Origin of the sequence: Janthinobacterium fluminis (assembly GCF_028595325.1) — a bacterium.
Lineage (GTDB): Bacteria > Pseudomonadota > Gammaproteobacteria > Burkholderiales > Burkholderiaceae_D > Janthinobacterium > Janthinobacterium fluminis.
The window spans coordinates 12,589-24,735 of sequence record NZ_JAQQXR010000007.1 but is presented as its reverse complement, the minus strand read 5'-3'; the positions used below and the strand labels follow the sequence as shown (position 1 = coordinate 24,735).

Below are 12,147 nucleotides of genomic sequence, written 5' to 3'. Positions count from 1 at the left end.
CGGCGGGCAGGCACTATACTGTGCGCCTATACAGGTCCGACAAGATCGGCACCGTCCCGGCGCGTTGCCGCGCGTCGGCCAACCCTCTATTTTACGCTAGCGGCCCCACAACCTTCCGATATGCCAGCTCCGAAGCCAAAAACTGCCAAAAAAACCGTCAGCAACGAGAGCAAACTGGCCAAGCTCGGCCTGCGCACCGACATGGACCTGGTGCTGCACCTGCCCATGCGCTACGAGGACGAAACCAAGGTCGTGTCGATCCGCGAAGCCTGCCTGCACGGCGGCATGGCCTCTCAGGTCGAGGGCGTCGTCACCAAATGCGAGGTCGGCTTCAAGCCGCGCCGGCAATTGCTCGTCACCCTGGCCGACGAAACCGGCAACCTGCTGCTGCGCTTCATGAATTTCTACGGCAGCCAGGTCAAGCAGTTGGCGGAAGGCACGCGCGTGCGCGCCCGCGGCGAGCTGAAACACGCCTTCTTCGGCGCCGAGATGGTGCACCCGGGCTACAAGGTGGTCAACGAGGGGGCGCCGCTGCCGACCGTGCTGACCCCCGTCTACCCCTCCGGCGAGGGCCTGTCGCAGCCGATTTTGCGGCGCGCCATCAGCGATGCGATGAAGCGCATCGACTGGCAGGATACGCTGCCGCCGGCGCTGATCGAGGACATGCGCCTGTCCGACTTCGAGCCGGCGGTGCGCCTGCTGCACTACCCGCCCCAGGAAGTCGACGAAAGCGCGCTGAGCGACCGCTCGCACCCGGCCTGGGTGCGCATGAAATTCGACGAGCTGCTGGCGCAGCAACTGTCGCTAAAACGCGCCCAGCGGGCGCGCCGCTCGAAGGGCGCCGCCGCGCTGCCCGTGACCGGCGCGCTGTCCGACGCCTTCCTGGCCACGCTGCCCTTCAAGCTGACCGGCGCGCAGGCACGCGTGCTCGGCGAAATCCGCGCCGACCTGCGCCACCCGTATCCGATGCAGCGCCTGCTGCAGGGCGACGTCGGCAGCGGCAAGACCGTCGTCGCGGCGCTGGCGGCGACGCAGGCGATCGACAGCGGCTTCCAGGCCGCCCTGATGGCGCCGACGGAAATCCTCGCCGACCAGCACTTCCGCAAGATCGCCGCCTGGATGGAGCCGCTCGGCGTGACCGTCGCCTGGCTCACCGGCAGCCTGAAGAAGAAGGACAAGCTGGCGGCGCAGGCGCTGATCGAATCGGGCCAAGCGCAACTGGTGATCGGCACCCACGCGCTGATCCAGGACGCCGTGCAATTTTGCAAGCTGGGCCTGGTGATCGTCGACGAGCAGCACCGCTTCGGCGTCGGCCAGCGCCTGACCCTGCGCAACAAGGGCGACGCCGAAGCCGTGCCGCACCAGTTGATGATGTCGGCCACGCCGATCCCGCGCACGCTGGCGATGACCTATTACGCCGACCTGGAAGTGTCGGTGATCGACGAGCTGCCGCCGGGACGCAGCCCGATCGTCACGCGCTCGATCGACCAGAACCGCCGCGACGAAGTCATCGAGCGCGTCTACGCGGCCGCGCTGGAAGGCCGGCAGATCTACTGGGTCTGCCCGCTGATCGAGGAGTCGGAGGCGCTGCAGTTGCAGACGGCGACGGAAACGCACGCGATGCTGGCCGAGGCGCTGCCGGACCTGCAGGTGGGGCTGGTGCACGGGCGCATGAAGGCGGCGGAAAAACAGGAAGTGATGGATGGCTTTTCCAGCGGCCGGATCCATGTGCTGGTGGCCACCACCGTCATCGAGGTCGGCGTCGACGTGCCGAACGCCTCGCTGATGGTGATCGAGCACGCGGAGCGCTTCGGCCTGTCGCAGCTGCACCAGTTGCGCGGCCGCGTAGGCCGCGGCTCGGCGGCCAGCGCCTGCCTGCTGCTGTATCAGGGGCCGCTGGGCGGCGTGGCGCGGCAACGCCTGATGACGATGCGCGAAACCACCGACGGCTTCGAGATCGCCCGCAAGGATCTGGAGATACGCGGGCCCGGCGAATTCCTCGGCGCGCGCCAGTCGGGCCAGGCGATGCTGCGCTTCGCCGACCTGGAAACCGACCAGTGGCTGGTCGACCAGGCCCGCGACGTCGCGCACGATCTGCTGCACGCCACCTCGGCCGACAGCGCGGCCACGGTCGAAGCGCATCTGGCGCGCTGGCTCGGCGGCCGCGAGGAATTCCTCAAGGTGTAGCCGCGGGGCTCGATGCGCGGCCGCTTCCGCCGTTTGCGCAGCAACGTGGCAACTGCGCAGCCTGCGGCAGCTCAGCCCCGCCTAGAACTCTTCCCACTCATCGCTTGCACCGGCTGGCGCCGCCACTTTTTTCACGGCCGGCGCGGCGATGCGAAGCGGCCCCGGACGCTTGAGCACGGGCCGCGCCGGCGCCGCGGCTGGCGCGGGCGCTGAGGCCGGCGCCCTGGCTTGCGGCGCGGCCGCCTGCATGCCCGCCAGCTTGAACACGCTGACGGCCTGCGCCAGACTGGCGGCCTGGTCGTTCAGCGAGCCGGCGGCGGCCGCCGCCTCTTCCACCAGCGCCGCATTCTGCTGCGTCACGCCATCCATCTCGGTGATGGCCTGGTGGATCTGCTCGATGCCGACCTCCTGCTCCCGGCTGGCCGAGCTGATTTCGCCCATGATGTCGGTGACGCGCTGGACGCTGGCAACGATGTCGTCCATCGTGCTGCCGGCCTGGTTCACCAACTTGCTGCCGGCCTCGACTTTTTCGACCGAGTCGCCGATCAATTCCTTGATTTCCTTGGCGGCGCCGGCGCTGCGCTGCGCCAGGTTGCGCACCTCGGAGGCGACCACGGCGAAGCCGCGGCCCTGCTCGCCCGCGCGCGCCGCTTCCACGGCCGCGTTCAGCGCCAGGATATTGGTCTGGAAGGCGATGCCGTCGATGACGCCGATGATGTCGACGATCTTCTTGGCCGAATCATTGATCGCGCCCATCGTCTGCACCACTTGCGACACCACCTGGCCGCCCTTGACGGCCACTTCCGACGCCGAGCCCGCCAACTGGTTGGCCTGGCGCGCATTGTCGCCGTTCTGCTTGACGGTCGAGGTCAGCTCTTCCACCGCCGACGCGGTTTCCTCCAGCGCGCTGGCTTGCTGCTCGGTGCGCGCCGACAGGTCCAGGTTGCCGCTGGCGATCTCGCTGGAGCCGGTGGCGATCGAATCGGTGCCGGCGCGCACCTGGCCGACGATGCGCAGCAGGCTGTCGTTCATTTCTTTCAACGCCTGCAGCAACTGTCCCGTCTCATCGCTGCTGCGCACGTCGATGCGGCTGGTCAAATCGCCGGCCGCCACCGTTTGCGCGATGCGCACGGCTTCACCCAGCGGACGCGTAATCGAGCGCGACACCAGCCATGCGCACACGCAACCGAGCGCGGCGGCCATCACCCCCAGCGCAATCAGGAAGGCGCGCGCCGCCTCGTATCGGCTGCGGCTTTGCGCGCCCGAGTCTTCCACCAATTTTTGCTGCAACAAATTGAAGTCGCGCAGCGTGTCGGCAAACACGTGCAGGGCGGCAAACGTTTCGCCGTGCGCCTGTTTGCTGGCCGCCGCATGGTCGCCGGCGGCATACAGCGCCAGCGCTTTCTTGTAGGCGGCAACATAGCGCTCGCCTTCGCCCCTGGCCTTGCCCAGCAGGGCCTTGCCGGCGGGCACGTACAGCAGCGGCTCCAGCTTGGCCAGCGCCGCGGTAAAGGCCAGCTCGTTCGCGTCCAGGCGTTCGCGCGCGCCCTTCTCGTCGGCGTCGCCCGTCGTGTCGACTATTTGAAAGACCCGGGCGATGCTGCCGCGCACATTGTCGAGCGCCTCGGCGCCCAGCTTTGCCTTGACCCAGTCGAGCTCGACGATTTTCGCCGTGCCGGCGTTCAATTGCGCCAGGCTGACGGTGCCCAATATCACGATGCCGATCAAAAAAGACAGCACCAGGCCGAAGGCGAGGTTGAGTCGCGTGCCGATGTTCATATTAGTAAAACGCATGTTGTTCCTTGATGAAGTGTTTTCACAGCGCTTGGACCGCCACGCAGCCAAGCTTGCGGACGAGCGCCGTCCACGCCGCATGCCGGGGAGGCAAGGGCAAAGCGTATGAAAAGGGGAAATGGCGGCGGATTCGGGGCCGGCATGGTGGCAGTCGCAAGCGGCAGCCCGCCGATCGCGGAATCCGGCTACTGTGCGAAGCTGGGGGAACCCAGGCGCAACAGCTATGTATCGCGAAGCTTTCCAAAAAATACCGTGACATCATACTTCAAATATTTACCCATGGAAATATTTGAAGGCAAAAAACTTGCCGTGCGTCAATTTTACCCTGCCGCGGACGGGCCGCTAAAAGCACATGAAAAAACGGTTCGCCAAGTCCAGCATGAAGCTGGGCCGCAGGTAGGCGGCGAAGATCAGCGCCAGCACGGCCGCCCCCGCCACGCGGATCAGGGCCGTCTTCATGCCGGCGCCAAGCCCTTGCGCACGAGGCCGCGCTCGTCGACGGGCAGGTTGATCAGCGCCGCGGCGACGCCGAGCGCGATCGTGACCGCCCACACGGTGTCGTAATTGCCCTGGCGCGCATACAGGTAGCCGCCCAGCCAGACGCCGAGGAAGCTGCCCACCTGGTGGGCGAAAAACACCATCCCGGCCAGCATCGACAGGTGCTTGACGCCGAAGATGCCGGCGATGATGCCGTTCGTCAGCGGCACCGTCGACAGCCAGATCAGGCCCATCGCCGCCGCGAACACATACACCGACCACGAGGACAGCGGCGCCAGCAGGAACAGGCCGATGATGACGGCGCGGCCGATGTAGATCGACGACAGCAGGTAGCGCTTGGGCAGGCGCCCGCCCAGCTTGCCGGCGTAGTAGGAACCGAAGATGTTGAACAGGCCGATCAGGGCCAGCGCCGTCACGCCGACGTTCGGGTTCATCAAGCCCTGGTCCTTCAGGTAGGCCGGCAGGTGCACGGCGATGAACACGACCTGGAAGCCGCAGACGAAATAGCCGGCCATCAGGAACAGGAAGGAGCGGTTGCCGAACGCTTCGACGGCCGCCTCGCGGATGCTTTGCTGCGGGCCGGCGCCGTGCGCCACGGCCGGCTCGCGCAGGTACAGCGCCATCGGGATCATCGCCAGCACCAGCACGGCCGCCAGCAGGTAGAAAGCGTTCTGCCAACCCACGGCCTCGATCAGGCGCTGCTCGACCGGCATCATCATGAACTGCCCGAAGGAGCCGGCCGCCGACGACATGCCGAAGGCCCAGGAGCGCTGCTCCGGCGGCGCGGTGCGGCCGATGATGCCGCTGATGGCGCCGAACGCCGTGCAGGCCAGCCCCAGGCCGACGAACACGCCGGTGCCGACGATGAACACGGTCGGCTGCGTGACCACGGCCATCCACACCAGCCCGAGCATATAGCTGAGGGCGCCGACGATGACCACGCGCATCGTGCCGAAACGGTCGGCCGCCATGCCGGCGAAGGGGCCGAACACGCCCCACATCAGGTTTTGCATCGCCAGCGCCAGCGAAAAGGTTTCGCGGGTCCAGCCGTTGGCCTGCGAGATCGGCTGCATCCAGAAGCCCAGGCCGTGGCGCACGCCCATCGCCAGGGTCAGGATCACGCCGCTGGCGAGCAGGACGGTTTTCAGGGACGGGGTGCGGGCGGTGATCGACATGTCTTCCTCAAGTGGCTGATTTTTATCTGTTTTTTTTGCATGCCGCGCCATGCTTGTGAGCGGCGGCTTAGACCTTGTCGGCGCCGTAGCTCACGCCGATCTGCGCGCGGATGGTGTCGAGGATGCCCATCAGCGCCAGCGTCTCGGCGTGCGGCATCAGCGGACTTTCGATCAGTCCCGCGTTCAGGCAGCGCATCACCTCGACCGCCTCGTAGGCGTAGCCGCTGCCGATGTGCGGGAACTCCACCGTGCGCGCGTTGCCGTCGGCCGTCGCAATGGTCAGCGTCTGCGCCTGGAAAAAGCGGTTGTGGATGCGGATATAGCCAAGCGGCCCGGAGATCGTCATTTCGATCGGCGTGTGGGCGCGGATGCTGCACACGCAGGACGACACGCCGCCGCCCTGGTGGCGCAGCGAGAACGCGGTTTGCTCGTCGACCCCGGTCGGGCCCAGCTCGGCGATCGCCTGCACCGACTCGACCGGCCCCAGGAAGAAGGCCGACAGCGACAGCGGATAGATGCCGATGTCAAGCAGCGCGCCGCCGCCCAGCTCGGGATTGAGCAGGCGGTGCTCGGGCGGCACCTGCGGCACGAAACCGAAGTCCGACTGGATCTGCGTGACCTTGCCGATTTCGCCGCTGTCGATGATGCGCCGCGCCTCGCCGATGGCGGGCAGGAAGCGCGACCACATCGCCTCCATCAGGAACAGCCGCTTCTGGCGCGCCAGCGCGACCACCTCGGCCGCCTCGCGCCGGTTCATCGTGAAGGCTTTTTCGCACAGCACATGCTTGCCGCCGTTCAGGCACATCAGGGCGTTCGCGGCGTGCAGCGCATGCGGCGTGGCGATGTAGATGACGTCGACGTCGGCGTCGTCGGCCAGCGCCTGGTAGGAGCCGTGGCAGCGCTTGATGCCGAATTCGCGGCCGAACTTCTCGGCGCCGGCGCCGCTGCGCGAGGCCACGGCAACCAGTTTCGCCCCCGCCGCCTCCTGCAGGGCGAATGCCATCGCCCGCGCGATCTGGCCCGTGCCTAAAATCCCCCAGCGTATGACTTTATCCATTTCGTCCGCTTTCCGCCGCAGCCGCGGCCTGTTTAGGCGCCGCGCCCCGCTTCGGGCGGAACACGGTCGCGTCCTCGTAAAATGCCTGGTCCTGCCCCGGCCACCAGCCCGGCACGCCGAGCACCGGCAGCGGCGTGAAATCGGCCGTGCTCAGGCCGCGCGCGGCCAGCTCGGCCGCCACCGCGGCGTCGATCCAGGCGCGCCGCGCCGCGTGCCCCAGCGCGAAGAAATCGTCGCCGGCCAGCAGCACCCGCGTGTGCGCGGTGATCGCCTTGTACGGCGCCACCAGCTTTTCCATCAGCGCGTGGCCGAACAGCCACAGCTCGGCGTCGGCGGCGAAGCTGGCGCGCATGTCCAGCAGCGCGGCGCGCCAGTCGTGCCCGCGCAGCGCCGCCACCAGGGCCGCCCCCGCGCTGGAGTCGCGCACCACCAGCAGGGCCGCGTTCTCGTCGAAAATCGTGGCGCCGTCGCGCGCCGGGCCGCGCGACTTGCCGACCCCGGACAAGGCGATCTGCGCCGCCTGCAGCGCGTTCAGCTGGCGCTTGATGCGCGGGAAGCTGAGCCACACCAGGCCATTGAAGAAATCGTGCAGATTGTCGCGCGTGGGCACGCCGCCGGTGGCGCCGATGAACTCCTCGTACGCCGTGCCCTCCGGCAGCGCGCTCTGCGGCACGAACGACAGCGGCATGCCGCTGTCGTTGCGCAGCCCCAGCGCCGCCGCCCGGCCGTTGAACGCGGCGATGACGCCGTCGCGCTCCAGGTCGAGCCGGCCGACGGCGTCCAGCACCGTCGCATACCAGGGACGCGTCCAGTCTATCGCGGCCAGCATCGCCAGCTTAAACCAGTTTCCAGTTGATGCGCTCGCCGGCGTTCAACGGGATCACCTTGTCGCCGGCCAGCGCCAGCGACTCCGGCAGCGTCCACGCCTCGCGCCGCAGCGTGATCGTGTCGCTGTTGCGCGGCAGGCCGTAGAAGGCCGGGCCGTGGAAGCTGGCGAACCCCTCCAGCTTGTCGAGCGCGCCGGCGCGCTCGAACGCCTCGGCGTACAGCTCCATCGCGTGCAGCGCCGTGTAGCAGCCGGCGCAGCCGCAGGCCGCCTCCTTCGCCCCCTGCGCGTGCGGCGCCGAGTCGGTGCCGAGGAAGAAGCGCTCGTCGCCGCTGGTGGCGGCCGTCATCAGCGCCAGGCGGTGCTCCTCGCGCTTCAGGATCGGCAGGCAGTACAGGTGCGGGCGGATGCCGCCCTTGAAGATCTCGTTGCGGTTGTACAGCAGGTGGTGGGCCGTGATCGTCGCGGCGATCGGGCCGTCGGCCTCGGCCACGTACTGCGCCGCGTGCTTGGTGGTGATGTGCTCGAAGACGATGTTCAGCGCCGGGAAATCGCTGCGCAGCGGACGCATCACGCGCTCGATGAAGACGGCCTCGCGGTCGAAGATGTCGACTTCCGGGTCCGTCACCTCGCCGTGCACGAGGAAGGGCATGCCCACTTCCTGCATCGCTTCCAGCGTCTTGTAGCAATTCTTCAGGTCGCTCACGCCGGCGTCCGAATTGGTGGTGGCGCCGGCCGGGTAAAGCTTGACCGCGTGCACGAAGCCGCTGTCCTGGGCGCGGCGGATTTCGTCGGGTGTGGTGTTGTTGGTCAGGTACAGCGTCATCAGGGGTTCGAAGCTCATCCCCTGCGGCAGCGCGGCCAGGATGCGTTCGCGGTAGGCCGCCGCGTCGGCCGTGGTGGTCACCGGCGGTTTCAGGTTCGGCATCACGATGGCGCGGCCGAACTGGCGCGCGCTATGCGGCAGCACGCTGGCCAGCGTCGCGCCGTCGCGCAAATGCAGGTGCCAGTCGTCGGGACGGGTGATGGTCAGGCTGTGGGGAGTTTCGATGGTGGACATGGCGGCTTTCTTGGAACGGATGCACCATTTTACCAGCGCCCGGCGGCCGCTGTCCCCCGCCGCGAGGCGTCGCCACGCCGGCCGGGACGGCGGCCGGGCCGGCGCCGCCGTCCCGCGCCATTAATGGATGATCTTGGCCAGGAAGTCGCGCGCGCGGTCCGAGCGCGTCGTGCCGAAGAACTCGTCCTTGCTGCAATCCTCGATGATCTTGCCCTGGTCCATGAAGACGATGCGGTTGGCGACGCGCTTGGCGAAGCCCATCTCGTGCGTGACGACCATCATCGTCATGCCTTCCTGGGCCAGGCCGACCATCACGTCGAGCACTTCGTTGATCATTTCCGGGTCCAGCGCCGAGGTCGGCTCGTCGAACAGCATGGCGATCGGGTCCATCGACAAGGCACGGGCGATCGCCACGCGCTGCTGCTGGCCGCCCGACAACTGGCCGGGGAACTTGTCCTGCTGGGCGATCAGGCCGACCCGGTCCAGATACTTCAAGCCCTTGGCGTTGGCCTCGTCGGCGCTGCGGCCCAGCACCTTGATCTGGCCGATGGTCAGGTTTTCGCGGATCGACAGGTGCGGGAACAGCTCGAAGTTCTGGAACACCATGCCGATGCGCGCGCGCAGCTTCGACAGGTCGGTCTTCGGGTCGTTGACGGCGATGCCGTCGACCGTGATCAAGCCCTTCTGGATCGGCTCCAGGCCGTTGACGGTCTTGATCAGCGTCGACTTGCCGGAGCCGGAGGGGCCGCAGATGACCATCACGTCGCCCTTGGCCACGTTGGTGCTGCAATCGGTCAACACCTGGAACTGGCCGTACCACTTGCTTACATTCTTCAATTCAATCATTGTTCTTCTCCGTTATGGGTATGGGCCGCGGTTAGCGAATAATGGCGACGCGCTGGTGCAGGCGCTTGACCAGCGCGGACAGCGAATAGCACAGCACGAAATACACGACGGCGACAAAGGTGTACATCTCGACCAGGCGGCCGTCGCGCTGCGCCACCTTGGAGGCGGCGCCGACGAAATCGGGGATGGACAGCACATACACCAGCGACACATCCTGGAACAGCACGATGGTCTGCGTCAGCAGCACGGGAATCATGTTGCGGAACGCCTGCGGCAGCACGATATTGCCCATGCATTGCCAGTAATTCATGCCCAGCGCCTGGCCGGCCCAGACCTGGCCGCGGGGAATCGACTGTATGCCGCTGCGCATGATCTCGCAGTAATACGCCGCCTCGAACATGATGAAGGTGATCAGGGCCGAGGAAAAGCCGCCCACTTTGACCGGCTCGGCGGCGCCGATGACCCACGCGGCGATATACGGCACGAGGAAGTAGAACCAGAAAATCACCAGCACCAGCGGGATAGACCGGATCAGGTTGACGTAACTGCCGGCCAGCAGCGACAGCGCGCGGTTGCTCGACATCCGCATCATCGCCAGCAGGGTGCCCAGCAGGATGCCGCCGACCATCGCCAGCGCCGTCAGTTGCAGCGTAAACAGCATGCCGGTCTGGAACAGGTAGACCCAGGAGCGCGAGATGACATCAAAATCGAAATTGCCCAACATATCAATGTCCTCCCGATTTGCTGCCGGCCACAATGAAGCCGGGAATCGCCACTTTTCTCTCGATCATGTGCATCAGCACGACGACGCACAGATTGACGACGATATAGATGATGGTGGCGGCCGAAAACGCCTCGAACACCTGGAAGGAGAATTCCTGGATCGCCCGCGCCGACGCCGTCAGCTCGACCAGGCCGATGGTCAGCGCCACCGAGCTGTTCTTGATGATGTTCAGGAATTCGCTGGTCAGCGGCGGCAGGATCACGCGCGCGGCCATCGGCAGCAGGATGAAACGGTAGGTTTGCGGCAGGGTCAGGCCCAGGGCCGTGCCGGCCATCTTCTGCCCGCGCGGCAGGGCCTGGATGCCGGTCGTCACCTGGATCGCCACGCGCGAGGAGGTGAACGTGCCCAGGCACAGCACGGCCGTGATGAAGGGCGCGTTCGGCAGCGACTTGAGCCAGTCGCCGCCCGCCTGCGGCAACAGTTCCGGCATCACGAAGAACCACAGGAACATCTGCACCAGCAAGGGAATGTTGCGGAACAGCTCGACATAGGCATTGGCCACGCCCACCACCCACTTGTTGGGCAGGGTGCGTATCGTGCCGACGACGAAGCCGATCGCCAGCGCCAGTATCCAGGCGGAGCCGGCCGTGGCCAGCGTCCACACCAGGCCGGACCACAGGGTGTCCAGATACGTTCCCACACCGTCGGGAGAAATCTCCCAGAAAATGTGCCAATTCCAATGGTAGTTCATGTGTCTATCCTTCCGATGCATGACAGCGCGCCGCCGCGAACGCGGGGCCAACTGTATGGTATCTGTTTTTTATGGGGGTCTTCATTTTGCGCGCCGGGGCGGCCGCCAATGAAACGGGGGGCTGGCGCCCCCCGCTTGCTCACACTGCTGTATGCACTGCCGGGCTTACTTCTTCTTGCTGGCCGCTTTTTGCGCTTCCGGCACCGCGGCGTAGGCCGCCGGGTCGCCGGAATCGGTAGGCTTGGCGATCACCGCCTGCAACTGCGGCGGCATCGGGAAGTTCATGTTCACGCCCTTTGGCGGGATAGGCGCCATGAACCACTTCGCGTAGACCTTCTGGTAGTCGTCGGTCTTGTAGAAAGCGATCAGCGCGTCGTCGACGGCCTTCTTGAAGCTGGCGTCGCCCTTGCGCAACATGATGCCGTAGGGCTCCACCGACAGCGCTTCCTTGGTGATCTCGTAGTCGGCCGGGTTTTTCGAATTCGCCACCTGCGAGGCCAGCAGGATGTCGTCGTTCGCCTCGGCGGCGGCGCGGCCCGTTTCCAGCATCAGGAACGCTTCAGGATGGTCCTTGGCGACGGCGATGTGCATGCCCAGGTTCTTCTCGGCGTTCAGGATCGTCATCTGCTTCAAGGTCGACGTGCCGGCGGTGGCGACCAGGGTCTTGCCCTTCATGTCGGCCAGCGTCTTGATGTTCGACGACTTCTTGCTCAGCAGGCGGTTGCCGATGACGAACATCGTCGGCGCGAACGCCACTTGCTGCTGGCGCTCCAGGTTGTTGGTGGTCGAGCCGCATTCCAGGTCGATGGTGCCGTTGGCCATCAGCGGGATGCGGTTGGCCGAGGTGACCGGATTCATCACCACTTTCAATTCGGTCAGGCCGAGCTGCTTCTGCACCGACTTGACGACCTTCATGCACAGGTCCACCGAGTAACCCTGGTACTGCTGCTTGTCGTCGAGGTAGGAGAAGGGGATCGAACCGTCGCGCACACCCAGCGTGATCGAACCGGCCTTCTTGATTTTTGCGAGGGTGCCGGTCAATTCCTGAGCCTGCGCCGGCGCCATGCTGCTTACCACGCCGACGCTGAGCAGCGCGGCCATCATTTTGACAAATTTCATAAAGTCTCCTGAGCGGATGAACCGGCATTCTTGCCCGGCGTTATGTTCTGTGGTGCGGCTGCCACCAATTCCAAAAGGATTCTATTGTATTTTTAAGACATCCATGACTG

Annotated in this window: 10 protein-coding genes; 1 reads left to right on the top strand and 9 read right to left on the bottom strand. The window is 66.1% G+C overall.

The features are described from left to right. Positions 1-120 precede the first annotated feature (120 nt). The gene (recG, locus tag OIK44_RS17720) at positions 121-2,187 is read left to right on the top strand and encodes an ATP-dependent DNA helicase RecG (RefSeq protein ID WP_273672582.1); all 2,067 of its coding nucleotides are present in this window, start codon (positions 121-123) and stop codon (positions 2,185-2,187) included. A gap of 81 nt (positions 2,188-2,268) precedes the next feature. On the opposite strand, the gene OIK44_RS17715 is transcribed toward recG, so the two are convergent. The 9 genes from OIK44_RS17715 to OIK44_RS17675 form a co-directional block, all read right to left on the bottom strand. Then, positions 2,269-3,981: a methyl-accepting chemotaxis protein gene (locus OIK44_RS17715; protein ID WP_273672581.1), complete on the bottom strand. Its 1,713-nt coding sequence runs from the start codon at positions 3,979-3,981 to the stop codon at positions 2,269-2,271. A 455-nt stretch (positions 3,982-4,436) separates the two neighbouring features. Next, a complete protein-coding gene (locus tag OIK44_RS17710; RefSeq protein WP_273672580.1) occupies positions 4,437-5,654 on the bottom strand; it encodes an MFS transporter in 1,218 nt (405 codons plus the stop codon). Between the two features lie 67 nt (positions 5,655-5,721). Then, positions 5,722-6,711 (bottom strand): Gfo/Idh/MocA family protein, encoded by a 990-nt coding sequence (locus OIK44_RS17705; protein ID WP_273672578.1) that lies wholly within the window; start codon positions 6,709-6,711, stop codon positions 5,722-5,724. After that, positions 6,704-7,540 carry a DUF3025 domain-containing protein gene (locus OIK44_RS17700; RefSeq protein ID WP_273672576.1) on the bottom strand — a complete coding sequence of 279 codons (837 nt, stop codon included), beginning with the start codon at positions 7,538-7,540 and terminating at the stop codon, positions 6,704-6,706. Before OIK44_RS17700 ends, OIK44_RS17705 begins: the two co-directional genes overlap by 8 nt. A gap of 7 nt (positions 7,541-7,547) precedes the next feature. Then, positions 7,548-8,597, bottom strand: a complete 1,050-nt coding sequence (gene pyrC, locus OIK44_RS17695; RefSeq protein WP_273672574.1) for a dihydroorotase — start codon at positions 8,595-8,597, stop codon at positions 7,548-7,550. A 120-nt stretch (positions 8,598-8,717) separates the two neighbouring features. After that, positions 8,718-9,443 carry an amino acid ABC transporter ATP-binding protein gene (locus OIK44_RS17690; protein ID WP_273672573.1) on the bottom strand — a complete coding sequence of 242 codons (726 nt, stop codon included), beginning with the start codon at positions 9,441-9,443 and terminating at the stop codon, positions 8,718-8,720. Between the two features lie 31 nt (positions 9,444-9,474). Further along, positions 9,475-10,167 carry an amino acid ABC transporter permease gene (locus tag OIK44_RS17685; protein ID WP_273672571.1) on the bottom strand — a complete coding sequence of 231 codons (693 nt, stop codon included), beginning with the start codon at positions 10,165-10,167 and terminating at the stop codon, positions 9,475-9,477. A 1-nt stretch (position 10,168) separates the two neighbouring features. Beyond that, on the bottom strand, positions 10,169-10,918 hold the full coding sequence (locus OIK44_RS17680; RefSeq protein ID WP_273672570.1) for an amino acid ABC transporter permease: 750 nt from the start codon (positions 10,916-10,918) through the stop codon (positions 10,169-10,171). A gap of 165 nt (positions 10,919-11,083) precedes the next feature. Next, complete coding sequence (locus OIK44_RS17675) at positions 11,084-12,037, bottom strand: amino acid ABC transporter substrate-binding protein (protein ID WP_273672569.1); 954 nt, start codon at positions 12,035-12,037, stop codon at positions 11,084-11,086. Positions 12,038-12,147: the final 110 nt, after the last annotated feature.

What these genes read in the sequence shown, in the direction of transcription:
- recG (WP_273672582.1), top strand. Translation starts at nt 121, where the DNA reads ATGCCAGCTCCGAAGCCAAAAACTGCCAAAAAAACCGTCAGCAACGAG.
- OIK44_RS17715 (WP_273672581.1), bottom strand. Translation starts at nt 3,981, where the DNA reads ATGCGTTTTACTAATATGAACATCGGCACGCGACTCAACCTCGCCTTC.
- OIK44_RS17710 (WP_273672580.1), bottom strand. Translation starts at nt 5,654, where the DNA reads ATGTCGATCACCGCCCGCACCCCGTCCCTGAAAACCGTCCTGCTCGCC.
- OIK44_RS17705 (WP_273672578.1), bottom strand. Translation starts at nt 6,711, where the DNA reads ATGGATAAAGTCATACGCTGGGGGATTTTAGGCACGGGCCAGATCGCG.
- OIK44_RS17700 (WP_273672576.1), bottom strand. Translation starts at nt 7,540, where the DNA reads ATGCTGGCCGCGATAGACTGGACGCGTCCCTGGTATGCGACGGTGCTG.
- pyrC (WP_273672574.1), bottom strand. Translation starts at nt 8,597, where the DNA reads ATGTCCACCATCGAAACTCCCCACAGCCTGACCATCACCCGTCCCGAC.
- OIK44_RS17690 (WP_273672573.1), bottom strand. Translation starts at nt 9,443, where the DNA reads ATGATTGAATTGAAGAATGTAAGCAAGTGGTACGGCCAGTTCCAGGTG.
- OIK44_RS17685 (WP_273672571.1), bottom strand. Translation starts at nt 10,167, where the DNA reads ATGTTGGGCAATTTCGATTTTGATGTCATCTCGCGCTCCTGGGTCTAC.
- OIK44_RS17680 (WP_273672570.1), bottom strand. Translation starts at nt 10,918, where the DNA reads ATGAACTACCATTGGAATTGGCACATTTTCTGGGAGATTTCTCCCGAC.
- OIK44_RS17675 (WP_273672569.1), bottom strand. Translation starts at nt 12,037, where the DNA reads ATGAAATTTGTCAAAATGATGGCCGCGCTGCTCAGCGTCGGCGTGGTA.